The organism is Bradyrhizobium sp. 154, from assembly GCF_023073875.1.
GTDB lineage: Bacteria > Pseudomonadota > Alphaproteobacteria > Rhizobiales > Xanthobacteraceae > Bradyrhizobium.
On record NZ_JADPKG010000051.1, the window covers coordinates 76,672 to 98,740 of the forward strand.

Annotated in this window: 21 protein-coding genes and 7 pseudogenes; 8 read left to right on the forward strand and 20 right to left on the reverse strand. The window is 58.5% G+C overall.

Going from position 1 to position 22,069, the window contains the following annotated elements:
* Positions 1-566 precede the first annotated feature (566 nt).
* Positions 567-692, forward strand: a complete 126-nt coding sequence (locus tag IVA92_RS35755; RefSeq protein WP_256464600.1) for a hypothetical protein — start codon at positions 567-569, stop codon at positions 690-692.
* 233 nt (positions 693-925) lie between these two features.
* Here the strand turns inward: IVA92_RS35755 and IVA92_RS13365 are convergent, their stop codons facing one another.
* From IVA92_RS13365 to IVA92_RS13415, 11 genes and pseudogenes are all read right to left on the reverse strand, one after another.
* Entirely contained in the window at positions 926-1,477 is a 552-nt protein-coding gene (locus IVA92_RS13365) for an Lrp/AsnC family transcriptional regulator (RefSeq protein ID WP_247277998.1), read from the reverse strand.
* A 405-nt stretch (positions 1,478-1,882) separates the two neighbouring features.
* On the reverse strand, positions 1,883-2,383 hold the full coding sequence (locus IVA92_RS13370; RefSeq protein WP_247277999.1) for a hypothetical protein: 501 nt from the start codon (positions 2,381-2,383) through the stop codon (positions 1,883-1,885).
* A gap of 1,719 nt (positions 2,384-4,102) precedes the next feature.
* Positions 4,103-4,321 carry a hypothetical protein gene (locus IVA92_RS13375; protein WP_247278000.1) on the reverse strand — a complete coding sequence of 73 codons (219 nt, stop codon included), beginning with the start codon at positions 4,319-4,321 and terminating at the stop codon, positions 4,103-4,105.
* A 560-nt stretch (positions 4,322-4,881) separates the two neighbouring features.
* On the reverse strand, positions 4,882-5,151 hold the full coding sequence (locus tag IVA92_RS13380) for a DUF6129 family protein (protein WP_247278001.1): 270 nt from the start codon (positions 5,149-5,151) through the stop codon (positions 4,882-4,884).
* 31 nt (positions 5,152-5,182) lie between these two features.
* Positions 5,183-5,536: a DUF3024 domain-containing protein gene (locus IVA92_RS13385; protein ID WP_247278002.1), complete on the reverse strand. Its 354-nt coding sequence runs from the start codon at positions 5,534-5,536 to the stop codon at positions 5,183-5,185.
* Between the two features lie 15 nt (positions 5,537-5,551).
* Positions 5,552-5,791 (reverse strand): nitrogen fixation protein NifZ, encoded by a 240-nt coding sequence (locus IVA92_RS13390; protein WP_247278003.1) that lies wholly within the window; start codon positions 5,789-5,791, stop codon positions 5,552-5,554.
* Positions 5,788-6,102, reverse strand: a complete 315-nt coding sequence (locus IVA92_RS13395; protein WP_247278004.1) for a nitrogen fixation protein NifZ — start codon at positions 6,100-6,102, stop codon at positions 5,788-5,790. The genes IVA92_RS13390 and IVA92_RS13395 overlap by 4 nt, the downstream gene beginning before the upstream one ends.
* A gap of 198 nt (positions 6,103-6,300) precedes the next feature.
* A pseudogene (locus IVA92_RS13400) lies at positions 6,301-7,112 on the reverse strand (hypothetical protein); the annotation flags it as partial.
* A 379-nt stretch (positions 7,113-7,491) separates the two neighbouring features.
* On the reverse strand, positions 7,492-7,776 hold the full coding sequence (locus IVA92_RS13405) for an SIR2 family protein (protein ID WP_247278005.1): 285 nt from the start codon (positions 7,774-7,776) through the stop codon (positions 7,492-7,494).
* A 508-nt stretch (positions 7,777-8,284) separates the two neighbouring features.
* Positions 8,285-8,476, reverse strand: a pseudogene (gene nifT, locus IVA92_RS13410) (putative nitrogen fixation protein NifT); the annotation flags it as partial.
* Positions 8,473-9,663: pseudogene (locus tag IVA92_RS13415) on the reverse strand (aminotransferase class V-fold PLP-dependent enzyme). The pseudogenes nifT and IVA92_RS13415, both read right to left, overlap by 4 nt.
* Before the next feature lie 55 nt (positions 9,664-9,718).
* Here IVA92_RS13415 and groEL point away from each other — a divergent pair.
* Positions 9,719-10,114 (forward strand): annotated as a pseudogene (gene groEL / locus IVA92_RS13420) (chaperonin GroEL); the annotation flags it as partial.
* Between the two features lie 895 nt (positions 10,115-11,009).
* Here groEL and IVA92_RS13425 read toward each other — a convergent pair.
* From IVA92_RS13425 to IVA92_RS13435, 3 genes and pseudogenes are all read right to left on the reverse strand, one after another.
* Positions 11,010-11,590 (reverse strand): annotated as a pseudogene (locus tag IVA92_RS13425) (transposase); the annotation flags it as partial.
* Positions 11,591-12,337: 747 nt separating this feature from the next.
* Positions 12,338-12,580, reverse strand: a pseudogene (locus IVA92_RS13430) (hypothetical protein); the annotation flags it as partial.
* Positions 12,581-12,606: 26 nt separating this feature from the next.
* Positions 12,607-12,807, reverse strand: a complete 201-nt coding sequence (locus IVA92_RS13435; RefSeq protein ID WP_247278006.1) for a hypothetical protein — start codon at positions 12,805-12,807, stop codon at positions 12,607-12,609.
* A 206-nt stretch (positions 12,808-13,013) separates the two neighbouring features.
* Between IVA92_RS13435 and IVA92_RS13440 the strand changes: the two genes are divergently transcribed.
* Both IVA92_RS13440 and IVA92_RS36000 read left to right on the forward strand, forming a co-directional pair.
* Entirely contained in the window at positions 13,014-13,190 is a 177-nt protein-coding gene (locus IVA92_RS13440; protein ID WP_247278007.1) for a hypothetical protein, read from the forward strand.
* A 1,042-nt stretch (positions 13,191-14,232) separates the two neighbouring features.
* Positions 14,233-14,987: pseudogene (locus tag IVA92_RS36000) on the forward strand (aldehyde dehydrogenase family protein); the annotation flags it as partial.
* 122 nt (positions 14,988-15,109) lie between these two features.
* Here IVA92_RS36000 and IVA92_RS36005 read toward each other — a convergent pair.
* Positions 15,110-15,484, reverse strand: a complete 375-nt coding sequence (locus tag IVA92_RS36005) for a hypothetical protein (protein WP_247419272.1) — start codon at positions 15,482-15,484, stop codon at positions 15,110-15,112.
* Here IVA92_RS36005 and IVA92_RS36010 point away from each other — a divergent pair.
* Positions 15,422-15,553, forward strand: coding sequence for an MFS transporter (locus IVA92_RS36010; RefSeq protein ID WP_247334029.1), 132 nt, complete (start codon positions 15,422-15,424; stop codon positions 15,551-15,553). The genes IVA92_RS36005 and IVA92_RS36010 overlap by 63 nt on opposite strands.
* A gap of 420 nt (positions 15,554-15,973) precedes the next feature.
* Here IVA92_RS36010 and ald read toward each other — a convergent pair whose 3' ends face one another.
* On the reverse strand, positions 15,974-17,086 hold the full coding sequence (ald, locus tag IVA92_RS13450) for an alanine dehydrogenase (protein WP_247278008.1): 1,113 nt from the start codon (positions 17,084-17,086) through the stop codon (positions 15,974-15,976).
* A 515-nt stretch (positions 17,087-17,601) separates the two neighbouring features.
* Between ald and IVA92_RS13455 the strand changes: the two genes are divergently transcribed.
* The 3 genes from IVA92_RS13455 (at position 17,602) to IVA92_RS36020 (ending at position 18,797) form a co-directional block, all read left to right on the forward strand.
* Positions 17,602-18,105, forward strand: a complete 504-nt coding sequence (locus IVA92_RS13455; RefSeq protein WP_247278042.1) for a LuxR C-terminal-related transcriptional regulator — start codon at positions 17,602-17,604, stop codon at positions 18,103-18,105.
* A 175-nt stretch (positions 18,106-18,280) separates the two neighbouring features.
* Positions 18,281-18,517 carry an acyl-homoserine-lactone synthase gene (locus tag IVA92_RS36015; RefSeq protein ID WP_346015449.1) on the forward strand — a complete coding sequence of 79 codons (237 nt, stop codon included), beginning with the start codon at positions 18,281-18,283 and terminating at the stop codon, positions 18,515-18,517.
* Positions 18,417-18,797 carry an acyl-homoserine-lactone synthase gene (locus tag IVA92_RS36020; protein ID WP_346015450.1) on the forward strand — a complete coding sequence of 127 codons (381 nt, stop codon included), beginning with the start codon at positions 18,417-18,419 and terminating at the stop codon, positions 18,795-18,797. The genes IVA92_RS36015 and IVA92_RS36020 overlap by 101 nt, the downstream gene beginning before the upstream one ends.
* 130 nt (positions 18,798-18,927) lie before the next feature.
* Here the strand turns inward: IVA92_RS36020 and IVA92_RS13470 are convergent, their stop codons facing one another.
* Genes IVA92_RS13470 through trbF form a run of 4 tightly spaced genes read right to left on the reverse strand, consistent with a single transcriptional unit; the run spans position 18,928 to position 22,034 of the window.
* Positions 18,928-19,170, reverse strand: a complete 243-nt coding sequence (locus IVA92_RS13470) for a DUF2274 domain-containing protein (RefSeq protein ID WP_247278009.1) — start codon at positions 19,168-19,170, stop codon at positions 18,928-18,930.
* Between the two features lie 5 nt (positions 19,171-19,175).
* The gene (locus tag IVA92_RS13475) at positions 19,176-20,381 is read right to left on the reverse strand and encodes a TrbI/VirB10 family protein (protein WP_247278010.1); all 1,206 of its coding nucleotides are present in this window, start codon (positions 20,379-20,381) and stop codon (positions 19,176-19,178) included.
* Positions 20,378-21,352: a P-type conjugative transfer protein TrbG gene (trbG, locus tag IVA92_RS13480; RefSeq protein WP_247278011.1), complete on the reverse strand. Its 975-nt coding sequence runs from the start codon at positions 21,350-21,352 to the stop codon at positions 20,378-20,380. Before trbG ends, IVA92_RS13475 begins: the two co-directional genes overlap by 4 nt.
* A 1-nt stretch (position 21,353) precedes the next feature.
* Complete coding sequence (trbF, locus tag IVA92_RS13485) at positions 21,354-22,034, reverse strand: conjugal transfer protein TrbF (RefSeq protein WP_247278012.1); 681 nt, start codon at positions 22,032-22,034, stop codon at positions 21,354-21,356.
* Positions 22,035-22,069 lie beyond the last annotated feature (35 nt).

Below are 22,069 nucleotides of genomic sequence, written 5' to 3' on the forward strand. Positions count from 1 at the left end.
AGAGCGGCACTCACAAGCGTTTCTCGGCCCATGCGCCTCCTTCTCGGTCTGCAGAGCAGACCGCCGAGCTGCACGACACCAGAGCTGGCATGGTTCGGAATGCCTCTTGAAATGCTGCTGCCGGCATACATTGCCATCCTCTCACCAAATATCGCGATTTACATCTCCTGCGCTTTGAACTTGCGAATCAGATCGCAAATGCCGTTGTAGTCGACGTATGTCGACGGTTCGCACAAGATGTCGTCCATGTCTTCACAGGTGCCGCACTCTTCCAGGAAGTTAATAGAGGTGCTGAGCCGGAGCGACGTCGCCAGTTGGGGTACCCGTCCTCACTCAGCCGATATTCCGATCGTCTCCCACCTCAATTTTTTGGCCTCTCGACGCCGCCGACGCCCGCGTCAGTTAGAGCTTTGCCCGTGTTGCTGCCGGCGTATTCTGGGACGTGATCGAACTGCCCATGCCGTCTTTGGGAGCGCGATTGTATCAATCTTCCTATCAACCGATAAGTAGCGCGCCATTCGAACCAGTCCGGGTTCAAAAGGAGAGATCGCTCTTGCGAGCCTGCGTTGACGCTCGTCCTTGACGAGCGCTTGCAGCAATCCCGTACCAGCGCCTTGCTGAATAAAGCTTCTGATTATGCCAGAAAAATCAGCGACCTGTCGATCGCGCAAGGCGTCTTGAACCTGACCTGACTTGTTCGGCAGTCCGAAACCGCACAACAAGCGCGGCCTCATAGTGTTAGCCTCGGACATTGCTGTTGAGGAGCATGCGCCGAGCCAGATGGAAGTGCTGGAAAGCCGCCTCATTTTAATCGGACCGCATCGACCCAGGCCGAGAGTGCGAGATGGTCGTTACCGCTCTCACAGCGCGGAAAGAGATTATGCTTGATCCAAGATGAGGCCGTTAAGGGTCACGGCGAGATTGGTCACCAGCATGCCAACGACTCCATTGGTAAAATGAAACCGGCTTTGACTCGGTCCAGAACAACTACAGTCTCGAGGCGCTTTATATCTGGATTTTCATTTATCAAGCGTCGGGTGAAATGCTCGTACTCTTCCATATTATTTGCAGTCACCAACAGGATGAAATCAGCTTGGCCCGTGACGTAAAATCCGCTCATCACCTCCGTCATAGTGCGGATCCCCCGCTTAAAGCGATCAATGATGTCGGCTCGATCGCGCTCAAAGAAAATGAGGACCAGCATAGTCACGTTTCGGCCGATCGCCCTTGGCGAAATGATTGAGACGTCTGATTCTATCACGCCCTCTTTTCGTAGGCGCTTAAGTCGGCGCTGAACTCCGGATGCAGATAGGGCAACTTTCGCGCCGAGTTCTTCACTGCTCAGGCGATTGTTGCGTTGAACGAGATCAAGAAGACGAGCATCGATTTTGTCGATTTCCGTGGCTGCATTGCGGACTCTCGAGCGCGACCGCCTCCTCCAGGCATGCGAGGTAGTGCCATTGAGCGTCCCGGTCATCTCTAAACCTTCTCCCTAGCACCTCTACGAATGCACGTCTTCAGCCGACAATGCGCGCACTGACGAGTTGAAAGGCTCAAAACCTTATCGGCGACAGCCAACCACCGATTCCGGCCTTGTGCGCGCCCGGTCGGCTTGCGTCGCCTCCCCTAATTCCAATAAGCCGCTACAGCTCTTTTCCTCACGGCGCTGTTGGTGGAGGTGACTTTGTCTGTACGGCATCTCTCTTGATCCCTGGCAGCTGATTGAACGTAGTCCTTTCGGGAGCGGACATGTGGGCGGCTTAGCGTCACCAATGGAGGACATAGGATTGACCTCCAGCTAGTGCGGGGTGAATTTCCTTCAGCTATGTCACGTCGTCGCCCGTGGCGGCGCGCAGGCCACACTGGCGGCTCTCAAAACCGACTAACGACAGCACTCTTCCATAGGCAGGGCGGCTTCCCGCCTGCGTCCCGTCGTGTGATGATCGATCACTGGACGCAATAGATCAAGAAGCAGCGCGCCCGGTATCGTCCCGCTCGCATCAGCATCGAGAACTGGCATCATTGAAATGTCTTCCTCTACGTCGAATGGGCTTAGGATTGCCTCTCCTCCGGCATCAGTCAACGTCAGCGGCTTCGCCGCGGCAAACGGCACCTCGATATTGAAATAACTAAAGCGCGGCATCTCCCGGGCAAGGCGCACCAGAAAGGACATTGTTAACGTCACGCCACTGAGCAGCGCATTCAGGACCAGGATCGAAATCTTGGCTGTATCTGCGATACGGCCGAACGATCGAGCATCGAGGGCGCGTCTGCGTTGAGGCTCACGCCGTGGTAGGGCGGCATCAGCATCAGAAGGCTTGCGCCACGCGCGGCCGCATAGCGGACGCGCTCGATTGCAAATTGCGTGCTGAAATGTTTGCATGTGATCATGACCGCCTTGCGACTACCCACATGAGCCAGGGACAAATCAACCGATATATCGCACTCCTGCTCCGAAAACAGAAACTGCTCGGGACAATGAGCCAGAATGCAGATCCATCGGCGCGCTCGTCGATCATGCATTCGAGCACGCGGCGCTGCCCCTCAAGGGCAAGAACTCCGGTTGTGAAAGCCGGTGCGACTGGGAAGAGGCGGCCATAGGCGTATTTCCTTGCATTTGGCATGAGCAGGCGTCCAACAAGCGGATTTTCTTGACGGTCAGATGTCTTTGGGCTCGCTCAGGTCATCAAGAACATTCAATGCGCCTCGAACAGATAATAGGATCCGAGAATGGTCCTCGCAGTGTTCGCCGCCTGCAAGAAAGGCCGCACCAATCATCGGGCGTCCAGCCATCTGCTGCGAAGACTTCGTAGTTGTTGTTCCAGCGGGTCCACCAGAAACTAAAGGCTGCGTTGGTGTAGCTCATGCCATAACCCGCTTCACATTTCTCTTCCGATGCAGGGCATGAGCAATCCCACGAGGTCATTCCGGCTCTGCGGCAGCCTTTGCCGATGAGATCGGAGCGATAGACCTTTATCCCAGCGTCGTCCGTGGATACGCGGTGTTTTTCGCTCAGCATTTTGGAGATGACTGGAACTGTCCTGCTTCGACCTTATGAGGCGCGGCCCTGCCCCGATCGTGATTATTCCAGATGAGGTCGCATTGGTCGCGGCGCCCGAACTCAGCATCTGGGTAATTTTGGGAAAGTATCCCTTGTAGGACGCAACCGTCTAAGTCAGCTGCCAACTCAGACTTGTCGGTTTCTCGCGTATCGCAACGTAGACGGGATGATTCATCCTAACATATGCTGAGCGGTGTCTTCCGCTTGTACAGCTTTCGAAAAGCAGACGGCGCTAAAGGCTCCGCAGGAAAGAAATGCTAGCGAGCTTTTGTCTCCCTCCCATGGGCTCCTCCCGCGGCCAAGGCATGCTTCTGAGCGAAGCTTGTTCTTGTTCAGCTGAGAAAAGGAAACGACGCCCTATTATAGAGATCGTCAAATTGCCGGCCGTCTCTAGGATTCGAGTGCGCTGGCGTCCGCCAGTATCAGTCCCGTATACATCCTTGTCCACTGGACTCCGGCTGGACACTTTCGGAATGAAGCTGAGGCTTCGGCGATGGTCAGGCGCATCAGCGACAAGACGCTCGAAAGCCGCAGTGCGCGGCTGGACAAGCCGGTGCGCAAAACGCCCGTCTTGGTATCAATCGGACGAGGCCTGTCGATCGGTTATCGGAGGAACGAGACCGCCGGCACGTGGGTGTTTTGCAAGGCCGACGGATCGCGACTATACGGACCCCCGGACACTCGGACCCAACTGTCGACTACAGCGTGGAGTGCAACCGATCTAAGCGCGTGTCCATTACGGGGCCCGATGCAAAACCCACTGTCGACCTCCAAGGTCGCACCGTGCCGTTGTTTCTGAATCATGACCGATCCTGGGAGAACAACGCGCAGTAACCGATCTTAAGCCAGACCCCGTCGTGCCAGCAACGATTGACATAATCGTGTCATTGCCGAAAGTCAGAAGAATTGTAACCGGCAGGCCGTCGCCATGTCTTCGATCTGCGACAGACTCCCTGGCGCCACCCGCTCGATCGCATCGGCTGGACAGCCTGCAAACACCTCGATTTCGTGGCTAGCCACGATATCGATGAATCTCTTCGCTCATGCCAGCGTCACAGCTTGTTGCTTGAAGGTATCAACTGCCGCCCGGGTCAGCCGAAAAACGCCACGACCACGGGGCCGTGAGCGATAGGCAGAGTCGGCTCGGGCCTTGAGAACATCAAACCATTGGTCGGGCGTGAGCCTCGTCGGGCACTCGCTGATCTGGATCACCCTGCCATTCGGGGCGAAGCGGACGTGAATGATGATCTGCGGATTCATATCGTTCCCTTTTTTTGACCAAGGTTTAGAGACCGGTGGGCTGCTCGATTGTGACGTGTTCAGTTTCGTCCCGTTTGGGTGGGTCCCGCGTCGCGACTTGAACTTCGCACCCGCATTGGTGCCAGGTGGGCGGTCCGGGTTGGCGGCGATAATCGCCCGTGTGTTAGGCCTCATACGTTCTTCGGCATTGCCCTGAGCTCGTTTCAGACCAACAGTCGATGTGGGCAAACTCCGCCCGTGCGTCCGCGAGATTGATGGGTATGGACGGCTTGAGAACGAATACGAGGAGGCGATTACCTGTTGCTCCGCTCGATACCGAGCGCCTTCAGGCCAAGCAGGAGCCCAATCGTGCGCTTGGAACCGCAACGCCATACTTGGAGCCAACATAGACCGCGAAAGCTGGTCCGAGCGTCTCAGTCGTCGACCGACTGGAAATTCGCTGCGAACACAATAGCGCTTCGACGGCAGAGAGACGACAACAATGATATCAGGATCCGAGAGCGGAATTGCATTCACCGCCTCCGCGTCATCGAGGCGATTCTCTGCGGGTCCAGTGCCGATCACCGCCCAACATGCCTTCTAGCCAGCACTAATCCAGTCGCTCGCGCCTGGTCGGCCGTGATCTGCATGCAGTGGTCAGATCCATCGATGAGATGCAGGTCAAACTGCGGAAGACGTCGGAATGGCTGCTGCGACAGATCCGACGCATCACATCGAACCAAGGTGAGCTGCGGAAAGCGGCGCCTTAGGTCAGCAACGACGCTAGTGTCTGTGTCAGCTGTCGCAAGCAGGCGTTCGATTTCGATCAATTGTTCTGTGGCGAGCGCCATTGTGATTCCTTATGACTGTTGCCAATGAGCATCACTGCCAGAACAGCCGCTCGGGATCCGTGTTCAATTCGTCGATAGCCGACGCAAGCCGGTGGAAAATGCTGTAAAATTTCCAGCTTCCTCGCGCATGATTCTTGAAGAACAGTTTCCAGATCCCGCTCACGGCATCGTAATGAAATAGCGCGACATCGATCTGACCGCCATCGTTGTCGATATTGCGCGAGCAGCAGGGACTCTCAATGAGATAGCCAGCCTTTACCGGCGTTACACTCGGCAAGACATAGCGATAGTGCTTGCGCGAGATCAAAGCACGTTCGATCCGCTTGCGATCTAGCTCGTTCGGATGCGCGATCAGCCCGACCGGTACCTCTCTCGACACTCTCATTGCGAGAACATCCCCTCAAAGGACTGTGATCTCTTCTTCAAGACAACCAACGACCAGCCGCTCACCAAAATCTACAAGATAAATCGGCACGCTCGCTTCGGTATGCATTGCGACCCGGACGATCTCGCCGATAGCACCGGCGCCGACCAGGATCCCATCAGGCGGCGAGGTAGCAACTGACTCGTCATTGATGAGATTGACTGCGGTTTTCACGCGCTGGCCCGATCGATATTTTGGAACGCGCGGCTCTGTCATGACACAGCCACTTCCGGCAATGGCAGATCATCTACGGCCTCGTCGACCGGATCGAGCTCTTTGCGCCCCATGCCGACGCGGTAGCCACTTTCAAGAAATTCGATACCGTAGATATAGAATTTCTGCAGGAACGTGCCGATGGAAACGACATAACCCACGTCGCCCTTCTTGACCAGAATGTCGCCGATCTCCTTGCCGCGAAGGGTGCTGTCATTGCGGATGGTACTGCTGGCCCGCACCCTTTCGCCGAAGCTGAACGCGGGCGGCCCGCTTAGCTGGACCACATCACTGTCGCGAACGATCATGTTCATGCACCGCCCCCTCGCGAACCTGCAGGGAGCACGGAGACGCGAGCAGAGGTGCTCTTCTGCAGCATATTGTCCTCGTCTGCGATGAGACATGCCGATTCGTCATCCGCGAGGCGAATCGCCACTTCGTAGCGGGCATGCCGTTCAGGTTCGCGGTTCAGAGAGGTTACCGAATGAGGTGAAAGCCGCTGCGCGAGCTCGGCCCGAGCCTTTGGTTGCGACCGCGGCCAGAAGCTTGACCGGCGTCGCCGCGCTTGACGTGCCGGATCCGCTAACTCTCCCTGCCTGGTCGTGATCCTCGCCGCAGGTTCATCCTCAATCTTGGCCTGATAAGCCTTGCGCGTCTCGAAGTCATATTGAACGTCCATGGCCATGACCTTCTCTATGGTGAACTCGCTGCTGCGATCATCTCCGAGCAGGCCGACGGCGTCAGCGCGGCGATGGCGGCAATGCCGCATCATCTTTATCTGACCTTCACAAGCATCCTGCAGGGCCGCCAATTCCTGCGCTGGTCGGGCCTCGCTGGCCTTTGAGCCCGAATGCTGTGCCGTGCTCGGGCGCGGAGATCAGTGGCACGAGAAGTCGTTCTCGGATTGGCCAAGGCATCGCCGGGGCCGGCGATACCGAGCACAGTCAGCTGTGGAATTCTGGTGGCGACCGCGAGCAGCTTTCTCGCCGCCTGCTCAGGAGTGAGCTTCTCACTACCAACACCCGGACGCGATTCATTGGCGCAGTCGTACTTACGATTGCAGTAGTTGCATTGAATATTGCAAGCCGGCGCTACTGCGACATGGATGCGAGCGTAATGATGATGAGCTTCTTCTCTAGCAGGGATGAGTCCTAATTTTGTTCCAGATTTCGGACGGCAGATCGCCTGGGCCAGCCTGTGACCCATAGCTCCGTTTGCCATTCTTCGAAGAGCTCCGGGAACCCTTATAATCGGCGATGACCCGCATCCCGCCGCTATCCTCAGCATCTTTGACATGTTTTCCGCGTCCGGCAACAGCGTTCATATTCAATTCTCTACCAAGTGTGGCCATGGCGACCAGCCTGTGGCCACAGAACGAGAGTTAGCAACTCGCGTGCCATCTCGGACGGCGATGCCATTCCCGCCCTGTGAATGAGTTAGCTAGCCGTGATCCGCACAGTTGTGCACGCGTCAGCGACAGTTCACACGTCGCAAATGCGACAGGCGTCGCAATTGTGACGGAGATGGCCGCTGGGTTCTCATTGAGCTCGCGTGAATTCTCCCAACCCGCACCCGTCGTTTGCGATGCGACCTCTTCCTACTAGCGGACCGCGGCGAGCAGCCCACTTCGCGCCGCTACTTGGCGCTCAACATCTCTATCGCGTGCGGGAGTCATATCGCGATCGGTGTCAGATGTTGCTCGATCAGAAAGTAGAGTTCGTTGCGCGAGAGTGCTTGCGGATCGACCATGCGTAATGGACGTCAGCCGAGCGTTTGGTGATCTGCCGCGCATAAATAGCAAAAAGCCGATCATTGAAGAGACAGCCGAAGAAGAGGAAGCTCCGTCCGTTCCGCCTTTCCTTGATGAGGTTGGGAACTGGTGTCTGGATGCCGATTGCAGTCAGAACCTCAATATAATCAGCGTCAGTAATCAGAAAGCTCTTGACCGGCAGCACGCTCCGTGCGGCTTGCGCAGCACAGTAGGCCAATGGGTCGCCGAGGCATGATCAACCTTTTGGCTCGCCGGATCGTAAATTGGATACCAGCAATCGACGTGGATGCCGGAGCGCGCGATACTTTGCACCTCACCCCATCCGTCGACCGAGTGCCGTCCGCATCGGGCCGTCGTACCAAGAGTCGACTATCACCGGCAGTAAGGATGCTAGATGATGATGCAGTGGTGTCGACTCCACCGGCGGGCGAACGCCTGGACCATCAAAGCCGTCACGGTGGAGCGATGTATGTCGCTCTCGACATTCTGCGCCGGCGCCCAGACATTGCCTTTGGCCTGGCGCGGTAGCGCAACTTTGCTGGAGAAGGCAGAAGGCCTCCTGTGTCATTGGCATATGTGGTCCGATCAACTCGGCGAGGCCAAGTCCGAGATACGGAACAATGCTAGGCTCTCATCCTCACCGCAAGATCGGTAAGAATCACCTTCGCGTCGGCTGCGTTGACAAACTCAATTCGCGGGAGCGCCTTCATCAGTCCGCCCGTCCTCCCCCGCGTCCTGGCATTTATTGTGATCGGCAGCGGCGTGTCGCTCGCCATCTCGGGCAGATCGTCATCCAGCCATTGGCCATTCTGATCCAACCGCGCGAGAGCGTTTCATACTCGGATTCCACGATCGGCTCTTCGAGAGCTTTCTTGCGAACGGCCCGCATCAAGAGAGCGGCGACTCAAGAGTTTCATGAGGTCAATTTTCTGGACCGCGATGTATACTTGCGTGGTTTAGCATGCTCCCGCGAGTTGGCGCGCAGCTGAGCCACAATGTTTGACAGTACGGAGACGACCTGGTCGACCTCTTCGAGGGTTGTCTCACGCGACAGGGGCAAGCGCACCGCGCCGTGCAGGCTCTTCTCCGGCAAGCCCATGGCGTGCAGGACATGCGACGGCTCGATTGAGCAGGATCCGCAGGCTGATCCGAGCGAAGCGGCAATGCCCGCACGATTGAGATGGTGGAGAATTGCGTCGCTTTCGAGATGGTCAAAAGCGATGTTTGTCCTACTTGGTTGCCGGTTGCTGATATCGCCAAGCGCCATGCAGTCGGAGGTGGCTAAAATCCCCTGCTGGAGGCGGTAGCGCAATGCACCAATGCGAAAGCGCTCCGGCTCGAGCCGAGCCGCCGCAAGCTCTGCGGCTTTTCAATGCCCGACGACCATGCCGGGATATCCTCGGCTCCGCAGCGGCGCCGCCGTTCCTGTGTGCCGCCCGAGATCAGCGGCCTGAATTTTTGTGCCTTGCGCAAATCGAGCGCGCCGATCCCCTTAGGACCGTGCAATTTGAGCCCGGACAGCGACAGCATGTCGATGGCACTGTCCTTCAGGTTGATGGGCAGCTGCCTACGGCTTACACCGCATCCGTATGAAACAGCGTGCCCGCCTCTCGCGTGACCCGGCTAGAAACTCCACCGGAAAAATCGTGCCGGGTCTCGTTGTTGGCCTACATAACAGACGCGATCGCAGTACGCGGTCCGAGCGCGCATCGAAACGCCCGGATGTCGAGCCGGCCGTATGAATGTAGAGGGATCACGTGCGTCTTAACGGTCGTTGTCGCCAAATTGCTCGACCAGCGCAAGGATGGCGGAATGCTCGACGGAGGTGACGACTTCGTCGCGGCGCTCCTGCGTCGCGAGCGCAGAAAGGAATTTGGTGTTATTGGCCTCGCTCTCGCCGGATGTGAAGACTATTTCGTGATCATGCGCGCTCCCTAACAATCCTTGCACGCTGCGACGCGCCTGCTTCACGGCTCCGCATCCTCTCGGCCAAAGGCATGGGCGGAGGAGGCATTGCCGAACTGTTCGGAGAAGAACGGCAACATGGCTTGTAGGATGGACGGATTGTCCGTGTCGTCGCGTTGTTGTCGAGATAGATCAGCACTTAATCCTCCCTCAATTCGAGCGCCTTGGTTGCGCCGCCACCCGGATCAAGCGAAGGCGGCGAGGCGATCTCAGAAGATCTCGGCGTCAAGCTGGAGAACGTCACGCTCAACATGCTCGGTCGCACGAAGAAGTTGATGATCGACAAGGAGAACACCACCATCGTCAACGGCGCCGGCAGAAGGCCGACGTCGAGGCGCGCGTGGCCCAGATCAAGGCTCAGATCGAGGAGACCACCTCGGACTACGACCTTGAGAAGCTTCAGGAGCGTCTCGCCAAGCTCGGCGGCGTCGCGGTGATCCGCGTTGGCGGCGCGACCGAAGTCGAAGGAGCGCAAGGATCGCGTTGATGACGCGATGCATGCGACCCGCGCGGCTATCGAGCAGGGCATCGTCCTGGGCAGCGGCGTCGCCCTGCTCTGTGCCTCCGAGCAGCCCAAGGGCCTGCGCACTGTTCCAAAAGCATCAGGATCACACCGCTCAGCGGCGCCTTCAAGTCATTCCGGCAGAAAAAAAGCAGAAGAGCTCTTCGCGAGGCACATCAAGCTGGCCAAGGTGGCAAGTCGGCAGTCGAAAAAACTTATGGTCTTTGGCGTCAGAGGCGATACGAGGCCTTAAATTGCTTAAGCTCTATAAGAAGACGAAGGCGAATAGGCTGGAACATAGGAGTATAAGTCCCGCGGCGGTCACCCCCAGGAGGCGGCCGGAAACAAAATCATGCTCGCGCATGAGCGCCCCTAGTTGCGGCCTGAATTGCAACCGGGCCCCTTTCCTGCGCCCGCGCGGTCAGTTCTTATCCTGATTGCGCACATAATTCCGGCTGTTGCGCCTCGAAAATGCATTTTTTGAGCACCGCACAAGGCTACTCGGCCGTGTTACTGCACGAATGATCGCTATTGCTTTCGGCTCAGCAAACGGCACCTGAAGAGCGGCGCGACATCCTGCCCGCGATGCGTGTCGTTTGGCCCGGATGTGAGGGGTTCAGTAGTTTTTGGTCATGCGTGGGTCTCTGATTTTCCTTGTGGTTTTTGCAATCATCTTGGCGGCGCGCGGGCAGCAGCAAGAACGCTTCGTGTTGCGCCCGACCGCGGCCATGCCGCCGGTCAACGTTCCTTGAGAGCAAGCGCGCGGAACGTGTCGGCGACATGATGATCATTTGGGGGACTTATCTGGTCAATCAGATCCGACGGGCCATCGGCCGGCGGAGATCGTGAGAGTCCAGGTTGGTCTTGCGGCGGCCTCGTTAGCCAGCAGTTACTCTGCGCTTGCGCGGAGGCAGCTCAGCCAGTCTTTCGTGCCGAGTTGGCGCAGTGGCACTTAACTCGCGCAGCACAAGCCAAGCTCATGGAGCTGATCGGAGAGAGACCTTTTGCTTCGGCGCGCCTCGGCCGAGCCCTGTCCGGACTGGCAAGACCCTGGGTGATGCTGTTTCGCACAGCAGCTTGCCGTCTGTCAGGAAGGTGACGGCTTTGGGCTGCACCGTGGTATCCACCGTGACCCGCTTGAGATCGCGCCTGCGCAGTGCTCCGGCGTAGTGCGCCACCCTCTGGCTCTCGGCCAGCAGAAGCTCGAGCTTGCACCAAAGCGCATGCGCCAATGGCTGAGATCCGAGCGCTCATGCGGAAACTCATGCTGGAAAAACGCCTCGCCGGTGAAGTGCTGGAATACGGATCATGGACCCAGCGATCGCACGCGACTTCGTCGGAGAGGTCATAAATGTGCTTGAGCAGCAGCAGCCCAACCACGAAGCGGGTCTCGATCCCAGGGCGGCCCCTTGTCGCTGTACAGCGGTGCAATCTGCGCATCGATCCAATCCCAGTCGACCTTGCCGGCGAGCTGCACCAGCTCGTGCTTCATGTTGATGATCTGGTCGAGCCTGGCACGAAATAGATCGCCTTCTTCGGTCGCTTTCGGCTTCTTCGGTCGCATCGGCTCCTCCGATGCGGCCATCGAATCCGGCTTTCGCGATTCGACGGAATCTCAAACTGCAAGTTGCAGGCTTCCGATGCTCAAACCTATCAAAGCCTGCAATCCGAAACGCGCCAACGTCCGGAAAACCGATTCCTGATCAGCACCTTAGGCGTTGTTCACGGACGACGGTCTAAGAGGGATGCTTCAAGAACGAGGCGGGAGCGAATTGACGTGAGTCAATGCGAACCAAGCGTGTCGGCCATCGATCGCTTTATGCCGAGCGGCATCAGCGCTCAGATACTGTTGCCGGAGAGGCGGCGAGGCTCCCAGGCACTCCGTCCCACTTGGCCGCGCCTGCGCCGTGGCTCCAGCCAACGGCTCACGCGCCGAAACTCGAGGTCCATACATGAATGGCGCACTGCCATCCCGGGATCTTGGATCTGATCGAAGCAACAGCACCTTTCCCTGATATGTGCTGAGATATCAGCACTTCTCGTTCCAGCTCTCCAAATAAAAAGCTCGAACTCCACAACGGCATCGAAAATTCTCCTTCGGCAGCCTGATCGTCGGGCGCGGCCTTAATCGCCTAGATAGTCGGTCTAAGAATGCGGTGCGCACGTTCGGCTCTTCGAGGACCGGCGCGGCCCCGGTCGTTCAGGCTGGCGCCGACGTAGTTCGACAGAATGGGATCGTGCCGGCACTGGCGATGGCAGCTCAGGAGCTCTCCTGTCCTCTGGCCTGGACTTAGGGGGTGCTAGGGCCCGGCTCCATCAGTTCGAGCACCGCTCGTCCCTTGTCCGTGATGCGCCACCCTCCATTCACACGCTCGACGAGTCGCTGCGAAAAAAGGTCGAGCTCGGGCACGCGGGCGCCCATTCTCTTGGTGCGCGCCGCCCAATCGGGACCGCTCGTGGCCAAAATGGCCATGTCTCGCTTGAGGTCCGGCATCGATGCGAACCCGTCCGGGTAGCTCACAAGGATCTTCAGCACCGTGACTTGGAAGTTCACATTAGCACTATCACTGTTGTCCGCACCTACCGCCACATTGTTGGCGCAGAGCGAAGAGCTTCCATGCCGACCTGCCTAAGGCGGTCCGCCGTGATCTCACCTCTGTTGGCGGCGTCCAAGATCTTGGAAGCGACATGGGCCCGAGTGCCGGTTTCGTTGCGAGGCAGACCCTCGCACACCTCCTCAAGAACAGCACGCAAAAGCGCAGTGGTCGTTGCGTCCAACACTTGGCGACTCAGCAAGGCGCAAAGAATGGTAGCACGAGGAAGTACACTGAAACTTTCGAATGAACTACTAGCTGATTCCAAGACTATGAACTTCACCACAGTTGCCGTTGTTTGTTGATTACCTGAAACGTCGCGGCCGTGTCCTCCTCATGGCGCATAGTTGTGATGCTCCTGCTCCGCCACGCCAGTGCCGAGGAACCACCTCCGTGATGGAATCCAGCCCCGGAGAGGCTCTTTTTGACGATTTTCATCGCGATGGCTTTGTCCTCGCCGCGTTACATGAACTCTTTCTCGTGGCGGCGCATCTTCAGCATCAATATCGCGCGCTGAGGCTAATTGAGCTCGCACACCCGATGCTCAACTGCGCGCACGGCCATTCGTAACTTGCCTTGAACTCCTTAATTCTCGTTGAAGCCAAGGTTTCGTTGGGCCGAGACCACGTTCTGGAAGCGTGTGCATAGAGATTGATGACAGACCGCAGGGAGGTCGCCTCCTTCATGGGGTCATCGTCGCGCAAATCGGTCACGAATCCCTGCTGCGAGCTGGCGCTAATGATTGTCGGCATGTTTCTTGATCGATTCTTCACTGGGCTTGCGCTCGAATTCGGTTGCAATTTGCCCGGATTCCAAGAAGGTTTATGACAACGATACGACATGACCTTTGAATTCGTTGCTGGCATTCGACTCACGTTGCGCCACGCTCCCGTAGAGCGTGCGACAGTGCAGATTGCGCCTGTGACAATGACTCCTGAAATCCCCGTCAGTGCCAGCTGTTCGAGTAGCCCAACGTGGAATCCGCGACGCGGTGATGATGTCCAACGATTTCTGATCGCGACTTTGCTCATTTTGCCCTCAAATGACTTGTCCGGACGCGCCCGATGCTGGTTCGCACTGTCGCGCAGCTATCCTGCTAAATCGCCGAGCTCAACGTTTCTCTGCCGCTCGTTGACGAGCGCTGACTAATTTAGATTGATCCTGAAACCGAGCTATCGAGGGTACGGACGCGTACACCGAGCGAGTGTTCGATGGCCTCAATGAACAGCACGCAAGCGAATATTCTCGCGAGAAACGCTTCACGATAGCAGTTGCTGCGAACTTGACGAAATCTGCGCACAAAAACTGCAAGATATGGCTGCGAACGCCTCCAATCCTCCCAGGTAAATGAGTATCCGATCTCCGCTTGCACGATCTGACGACGTTTCGCGCAAGATTGGAGTTCCCAGTGAGTTCATTTACTTGCCGAGCTCCTATTCAGTGCCCTTCGGGGCGTTTCCTCCCTGACTCGGCCGCGCGGTATCTCGCGCGGCCTTTTTTCACGCTCGACGAAGATCTGATTGCTCGGATTTGAAAACCTCCAGGAGCAACGCGACGACCCCGACCGCCGCCGCACAACCCACCGCAAGGCTCGTCCATCCTGCGCTAGCGTCTGAAGGACCCGTCACTTCTGCCGGAGGCCTGCTACATTGATCGCGCCTGAGTCGGCTCACCTTGCCTTTGGTAAAAACAATCTGGCGATCGGCACCTCCGAGCAGGGCAAGCCGCTCTCCAAGGCCCCAGGCGAAGTCGATATCGGTGGCGCCTATGTCGAGTTCTACACCGAAGAGGCGCGCCGCATCTATGGCGAAACGATTCCCTCGCCGCGCCCGGATGCAAGGCTGCTTGCGATCAAGCCACCGATTGGCGTCTGCGGCACCATCACGCCGTGGAACTTGGCCAATTCGATGATCACCCGCAAAGTATGGTTGGCGCCCGCCGCAGGCTGCACGGTGGTGCTGAAGCCAACCAGCATGACGCCGCTCTCGGCGCTTGCGCCCGCGTCCCTCGCTGAGAAGGCCGGCGTGCCCAAAGGTGTCTTCAACGTCATCACCGGAGATCCGCGACCGATCGGCGAAGTTTTGTGCGAGCACGCGGGCGTGCGCTTTGTCGGCTTCGGCGGCTCGAGCGAAGTCGGCAAGATCCTCTACCGTCGGCCTGAAGAAGCTCGGTCTCGAGCTGGGCGGTAAGGCGCCTTACGTGGTGTTCGACGACCCGATATCGATGCCGCCATCGAAGGCGCCATCGTCTCCAAATACCGCAACATGGGCTAGACCTGCGTCTGCGCCAACCGCCTCTACGCACAGGCAGGCATCTATAAGGATTCGTGCAGAAGCTCTCAAGGTCGCGGCGATAAAGATCCGCGAGGCTGCGGTTCGTGCCTGCACACTGTCCATGAGCGGCGCGATCGCGACGGTTGTGCTCAGTTTCATAATTCGCTCTTGACAGCCGCAGCTCTGGTTTTGGCGGGCGCCGTATGGACGTGGACGCTATTCGACATTGGCGTGCAGCTCTACGCCCCGCGCTGGGTTGCGGGCCAATCCGTTGCGGCTTGGTAGGTTGCGTTCTCTGGGGGCCTCGCAGTTGGCAGTTTGGGCTGAGGGCGCCTCACCGATGCCATCGCTTTCGACATCACGCTGCTCGTCTCTGCCGGACTGATGCTGCTCTTGCCGCTGCTTGGGCGCTGGCTGCGCATGCCGGCCATCACCGAGCGCGGGATGACGCCGACATTCTTGCGATCCTAAGGTGCGGCTCACGCTGACCACCGGAACGGCCCACTGGTAATTGAGCTCGACTATCGCGTGGCCTCGGAAAATGAGCGAGCCTTCCACAACCTCATGCAGGATGTGCAGCTCTACCGGCAACGCAACGGCGCCTATGGTTGGTCAATTGCGCGTGATATCGCCGCCCCCGAGCTGTGGACCGAGTGCTAGACTGGCCGACATGACTCGATATTTGCGCCAACGCAACCGCTGGACCAGTCGGAGCGCGCATTAGGCGAGAATGCCATGGCTTTTCATATCGGGCCTGAGCCCCTGCGTATCCGTCGTATGCTGGAGCGTCCGCTTGGGTCGGTACGTTGGAAAAATAATGTGTTCGACCGCGCCGCGAGTGAGCTCTAGCTGCTGGTTGAGCGCGCGGCGCAGGCACTAGCTGTCGTCCGTTCCATCGCACCCGCATTCAAAGACCTCGGGCACGTTGACGCCCTTGCGCTTGGCTAAGCCTTCGTCGTCAATCAAGTTGGGTAGAGGACTTCCATCTCCGAGCTGTCGCTCATACTCGGCACACAAAAAGGGCCACTCTGATGAGCGGCCCAAGTCTGCGACGAAACGTCCCGTAGGGGACCTCTAGGATCAGGCCGCGGCCTGTTCGATCGGCGAGAAGGGAAGACCAAGGCTCTCGGCGACAGCCTTATAGGTTAGCCGGCCCCGATAGACATTCAGGCCTGCGCGCAGATGCGGATTTTCGAGCACAGCTGCAAATCCTTTACTGGCGAGAGCCAAACCAAAAGGCAGCGTAGCGTTGTTGAGTGCCTGGCTTGAGGTGAGCGGCACAGCTCCCGGCATGTTTGCGACACAATAGTGGATAACGCCATCCACCTCATAGGTTGGATCGGCATGTGTCGTGGCCCGCGATGTCTCGAAACATCCGCCCTGATCGATCGCTACGTCCACGATCACGGAGCCTTTGCGCATCGAACTCAACATACCGCGGCTGACCAGTTTCGGCGCGCTCGCGCCAGGAACGAGGACGGCACCAATGACAACATCCGCCGCAAATACCTCTTCTTCAACGGCGTCAATCGTCGAGAATCTGGTACGTACTCGCCCTTCGAACAGCTCATCCAGTTCGCGAAGCCTGGGAATCGAACGGTCGAGGATCGTGACCTCAGCACCCAAGCCTGCCGCCATCCGTGCAGCGTGAGTGCCGACAACGCCCCCGCCGATCACCACAATGCGAGCGGGTGGCACGCCCGGTACCCCGCCAATCAGCAGTCCCCGTCCGCCCGCGTACCGCTTCAGCGCCGCACCCGCGGCTTCAATCGCAAGTCTTCCCGCAACCTCGCTCATAGGGGCAAGCAGTGGAAGGCCACCGTGCGCATCGGTCACAGTTTCATAGGCAATTGCGGTGCAGCCAGACTTCATGAGGCCCTTCGCCTGGTCCGGATCCGGAGCCAAATGCAGATAAGTGAAGAGGATCTGGTTTTCTCGAAGCTGCGTCCATTCGGAGGGCTGTGGCTCTTTGACTTTCACGATCATTTCGCTCGACGCGAATACCTCGCGAGCAGAGGTTGCAATCGTCGCGCCAGCCTTGCGGTAGTTATCATCTGTCGCGCCAATCCCGGCGCCGGCGTTGCTCTCGACCAATACGCTGTGGCCAGCTGCAACGTATTCGCGGACGGCCCCAGGCGTCAGGCCGACGCGGTATTCGTGCGTCTTAATTTCCTTGAGAATACCGACCTTCATTTGCAATCTCCTTGGTGAGCAGTTCGTTGTAATCGGAAGAGCGGTACAAACCTGCGAGGCGAGAAGCCAAATAACGCAGTAATCCGGCGATCTGCCCCGCCTGCTTGCAGGATTTCGAACAGACGACCGAAGACCGCCGAGTTGGCAGGGATGCTACCACAGGGTGGCAAGACCTGATGCGGCCCCGGCGCCAAACCGGGCACTCGTGATCAGGATTGATCTACGCCGGACTGGATCGACTTCTTCGTTGTTTGCCTCATTCGCAACGATGCTCGATTCACTAAGACGAGTAGCGCTTGCGAGGGTGACCCGCGGGTTCATCAAAGATGGATCGGGTTTTTCAAAGGTTTGCTGAACGATTGACCGAAAGCACGCATCAAGACGCAGCTCAGCAGAGCATGGCTGAGCTCGCCGCTGCGCTCAAGCTGTCGTGCTTCGCATATCTAGCTCTTCCCGTGAGCCGGGCAGTGCTCCCAACGTGATCTCGACATATCCCCTCCTGGACCGCCATCTATCTGCAGCGTGGCTACGAATCCGTCGATCCGGGGTGCGTCGGGCAATGCGCCAGCCTAAGCCCTTCCGATGGGGGCTTGGATTTGAAGCGCGAAATCGGTCGGAGTCCGAACGCGCTTTGTTCGAAGAAGCCGAAACATTTGGGATTTGCTGCAGGTTTACATTCTATCCACGATGACAAGGGCGCAATCGCCGCGCTGAGCTTTGCAAGTGACGAGCGTCGAACTGGTTTCGAGCGCGCGCTTGTCGAGCACGCCCAGAGCCTGCGATTAATCGCAACGTTTTTACATGAGCATGCAAAACGCTTCTGGACGATTGATCGCATGATCGGCGGCGTGGTGCTGTCTCCTCGCGAGTACCAGTGTCTCGAATGGTCCGCGCGCGGTAAATCGGCTGGGGAGATCGGGATCATTCTCGGCATCGCAGAGCCAACCGCGGGATATCACCTGGACAACGCCCGTGCAAAGCTGGTGTCAGCTCGCTTCGTCAAGCGATCGTGCGGTTGACCGACACAAAATCTCGAAAATGAAACACCGGCCTTCCATAAACACCTGTGGAACTGCACAGGATGCGCTTGCCTAGGCCTTCTGCTTAGTTGCCGAAACGAAGCAGGGAGGCAAAAATGATGCAGCTCATCACGCCGGAGTACATGGAAGTCGACAAGTTTGACGTCCTTGAGCGGTGGATCTACTGAACCGCTCGGGAGCCGGACGTATTCAAGGTTGCGTCCGGCTTTTGCCTTCGACCGGTCCAACCATGCTGGGGGACATCTTCCCGATCCTGCTGGACGCCAGCCGGCGCCACGAAGCGATCGGATCTGGGGAGCAGCCGATTCGCGCTCGATGTTCCCGCGGATGCGCCGAAGGCGAGCGGCGGACTTGCTGCTGCCAGTTACGAGCTGTTTGCGGGCATGATTGAATTCGGCCTTTCCATTGAATTGATCGAAATAGTCGCTGTGACCGACGCCCGCATGGAGCGCATTCTTCGCCGGGCCGGATGGCCCCTTGGCAGGGTGGGAAAACTCGGGGAATTCGTCCACGATCTCGCCGAGATGCACCGGCTGCGCTACCGCGTTTTCAAGCAACGCCTGGATTGGACCGTCGAGGTCAGCGGCAACACCTATGTCGGACTCGAGCACGAGGCTTATTCCTGTCTTCATGCTGATCAGCCTTTTGATGATGCCGTGACTGACGAGTAACATCAGGAATTCCTGCAGGGCCGGGTCTCATTGCCGGCGTGCCGATAGGCAGAAAACTCGAATCGGCTCGCACCCGCGCCATTGCGCAGCTCTCGGTAGACAAGGTCCGCCAAATTCGCCTCTCCGAGCGCTATTCCTCGCCTTCGATCGGTCGCTGACGCGCGCGGCGCGCTTTCCGGAAGCTCCTGTCGGCCGCCATGAACCGGGCCAGCATGGGCGCGATAAGCTTGGCCGGATCTCCGATCGGCTGAGCGGTCTCCTGTACAAGGATCTGGGCATATGCCACGAGATCCCTGTGCACGCTCGCGGGCAGTTCATGCGTAATCTTGATCGGCTTGTCGTCTTCGATTGCTCCGAGCTTAAGCTTTGCCATCGTCCTCAACCTCTATACGGTTCGAGCATCAGGTCACGGTTGACGATCACCCGCACCGGAAATCCCGGACGGATCGTCAAAGTCGGCTGTATGTTGAGATTGCGGCGGACAACCTGCTGGCCCGTTTGATTGATCGAATCCCCAGCTCCACGGCGGAGGGCGGCAATGAGATCGTTGTTGGTATTGCCGTTATCCGCCCCGGAATTCACCTCCGTGCCGACGGAAAGCAGCGTCGAAAGAGCGGCCGCCCCCAACAGTTCCTTCCAATGATTGTCGACCTCGTCCTCAAGACCAGAGAAGCCTGCCGCATCTGCACCGGGCTGCCGTTCCAGAACAATCGACCTCCCATTCGGCATGATTAGGCGCGTCCAGACCAGGAGCACGCGCGACTGCCCAAATGCGACCTGGCTATCGTAGCTCCCGATCAGCCTTGCTCCCTGGGGGATAAGGCGAGCTCGCCCGGTAGGAGAATCGTACACCGATTCTGTGACTTGCGCCGTGATCTGGCCAGGCAGGTCGGAGCGGATTCCTGTGATGAGAGCGGCCGGAATGACCGTTCCGGCCTGAACGACAAAAGGCGAAGCCGGCCTCACAAGGCGATCGGAGCTTGTCGTCCGACGATCGACCGTTGCACTGACGAACGCAAGCTTTCGGTCTTGGCCATTCTGAGCAAATGCTTCGTCCGATGATGGCACGCCGCTCGAACGGGCTTCGCTCGATGAAGTGGCGGGGGCTTGTGGCCGGACATTGGTGCTGGCAAATACCTTGCTGGTCCGTGCCGCCTCGCTCTCCTGATTGACACGCTGCTGTTCGGCATCAATACCGAGCGAGCTGGATGTCGAAGATCCCTGTGCAGCGACGATCGGCCGACCGAGATCACCGGGCAAAGGCGGCCCCAGGCGCGGCACGTCCTTCGGGATCTCGGTGTAATCCTTCGGTAAGGTCGCGAGCTGATCGGCGACGTTATGGTGGTCAGTCGCGTAAAGCTCCTCGGGTGCTGAAGTACCTGACCGTTTCTCGTGCAGCGCCCAGAGCACCGCGCCAGTGATCAGCGCGAGCACAAGGGCGCTGCCGCCGATAAGGACTTTCCGCGAGAGGCGCGCAACTTTTGGCCGATCCGGCCGGATCCGCAGGATTTCGGCAATCTCTTCCGGCGGCTTGCCCCGAGGCGCTTCCTTTGGTGTATCGATCGCCTGGTCCGTATCGTTCAAAGCGACCTCCCGTCGGTTCGCACGATCCTGACCTTCTGCTGGTGCTCCTCGCCCAGCCTCAGTTCCGCGGCCGCGAACAGCCGGTCAACAATCAGCACATTTCCGTAAGCGCGGTAGTTGACGATCTCGGTTTTGCCGTCGGGCCCGATCACGAAGAGCGGCGGCATCTCGCCCTGACTGACGCCGGGGGAGAATTCAATGTAGGTTTTTCGGCCGTCATCATAAGCGTTGACGGGACGCCAAGGCGGGCTGTCGCCCTCGATGGCGTAGCGGTAGCGGCGCGCCGGCAGGTCCGGAATAAAGGGTGCCGGCGGTAAAGCTCGAGCTCGCCCGCCAGGATCCGGCGGATAGAACCAGGCGACCGAGGGCATATAGGGCTTTTCGTTGGCGCGAAGCTCGATCAGGTAAGTACGGCGATCAGTATTGACGACGAGGTTGGTCTCGATCGAGGGACGGGTGGGCTTGACCATGATGTGAACGCGGCGGGCGACGCCGCTGCCACTCTCGGTGTCGCCCACCACCCAGCGGACGGTATCGCCTGCGGCGAGCGGTCCTGAGCCGATCAGCTGCTCACCGGGCTCGAGTGCAATGTCCGTAATTTGCCCCGGCGCGGCATAGATCTGGTAGAGCGCGCCCGGACTATAGGAAAACACTTGCACCGCATTGTAGTAGCCGGCTTTGCGAGGCTGCACGCGTGCAGCGTCATTTGCGGTTTCGATGCGCTCGACAGGCTCCTCGGCCTCCGCGCTCTTGCCGCCTCGTGCAGCCTTCCAGGTCGGTGGCACATGTAGCGGTCGCGGGCGATCATCGGCAAGCGCCGGCAAGTCCGGTGCCGGCGGGAGCTCGTTGTCGTAGCTGATTTGCGGCGGCCTGAAGGTCGTGCAGCCGCCGAGCGTCGAGACACAGACCAGAAGAGCCAGAGGCAAGCACGGCCGCGCTTTTCGTGACACAAAAACAAGACCTGACGGCATGTTAGCCGAGCTCCTTTGACCAGTTGATAGCGTTGACGTAGATGCCAAGGGGATTTTTGCGTAGGCGATCCAGATCGCGAGGCATTTCCACGACGATGGTAAGGATGGCAGTCCACCGTTCCGTTGCGGCAAGTTGGCCGTTATCGTAGCGGCGCTCGATCCAGGCGAGGCGAAAGCTCTCAGGCGAGGCTCGGATGACGCTCGAGACCTCGATCGCGATTTGAGACTTTCCGAGCTTGGCGAAGGGGTCGTTGTTGCGTGCATAGTCGTTGAGCGCGGCGGCGCCGCGATCGGTCGTGAAGTCGTAGGCACGCAGCCAGTTCTCGCGGAGGACAATCGCGTCCATCGGCAAGCCGCGGACGTGCTCGATGAAGCGCGCCAGGTGAAACGCTATTTGAGGGTCCGTCGGCTGGTAGGCAGCATTTGCAGGGGCAAGTGCTTTCGCTTCACCCAATTGATCGACCTCAACCACCCAGGGCGTGATCGTGCCATGGGCTGATTGCCAGACCAGAGCTCCAGCAAAGCCCGCGGAGAGGAACAGGCAGCCGAATGCCATGAGCCGCCAGTTCTTGGCCTGGACTCGTGCTGCACCAATGCGGTCATCCCAGACTTGAGCTGCGCGTTGATAGGGCGTGACCGGCTCCGGCGTGCGGCCATAGTGAACGGCCGATCGTTTGAACATTTGTCTGACCTCAAAGCATGGTTGGAAATGGATTT

What these genes read in the sequence shown, in the direction of transcription:
- IVA92_RS13365 (WP_247277998.1), bottom strand. Translation starts at nt 1,477, where the DNA reads ATGACCGGGACGCTCAATGGCACTACCTCGCATGCCTGGAGGAGGCGG.
- IVA92_RS13370 (WP_247277999.1), bottom strand. Translation starts at nt 2,383, where the DNA reads ATGCAAACATTTCAGCACGCAATTTGCAATCGAGCGCGTCCGCTATGC.
- IVA92_RS13380 (WP_247278001.1), bottom strand. Translation starts at nt 5,151, where the DNA reads ATGGCGCTCGCCACAGAACAATTGATCGAAATCGAACGCCTGCTTGCG.
- IVA92_RS13375 (WP_247278000.1), bottom strand. Translation starts at nt 4,321, where the DNA reads ATGAATCCGCAGATCATCATTCACGTCCGCTTCGCCCCGAATGGCAGG.
- IVA92_RS13390 (WP_247278003.1), bottom strand. Translation starts at nt 5,791, where the DNA reads ATGACAGAGCCGCGCGTTCCAAAATATCGATCGGGCCAGCGCGTGAAA.
- ald (WP_247278008.1), bottom strand. Translation starts at nt 17,086, where the DNA reads ATGAAGGTCGGTATTCTCAAGGAAATTAAGACGCACGAATACCGCGTC.
- trbG (WP_247278011.1), bottom strand. Translation starts at nt 21,352, where the DNA reads ATGCCGTCAGGTCTTGTTTTTGTGTCACGAAAAGCGCGGCCGTGCTTG.
- IVA92_RS13395 (WP_247278004.1), bottom strand. Translation starts at nt 6,102, where the DNA reads ATGAACATGATCGTTCGCGACAGTGATGTGGTCCAGCTAAGCGGGCCG.
- trbF (WP_247278012.1), bottom strand. Translation starts at nt 22,034, where the DNA reads ATGTTCAAACGATCGGCCGTTCACTATGGCCGCACGCCGGAGCCGGTC.
- IVA92_RS13385 (WP_247278002.1), bottom strand. Translation starts at nt 5,536, where the DNA reads ATGAGAGTGTCGAGAGAGGTACCGGTCGGGCTGATCGCGCATCCGAAC.
- IVA92_RS13470 (WP_247278009.1), bottom strand. Translation starts at nt 19,170, where the DNA reads ATGGCAAAGCTTAAGCTCGGAGCAATCGAAGACGACAAGCCGATCAAG.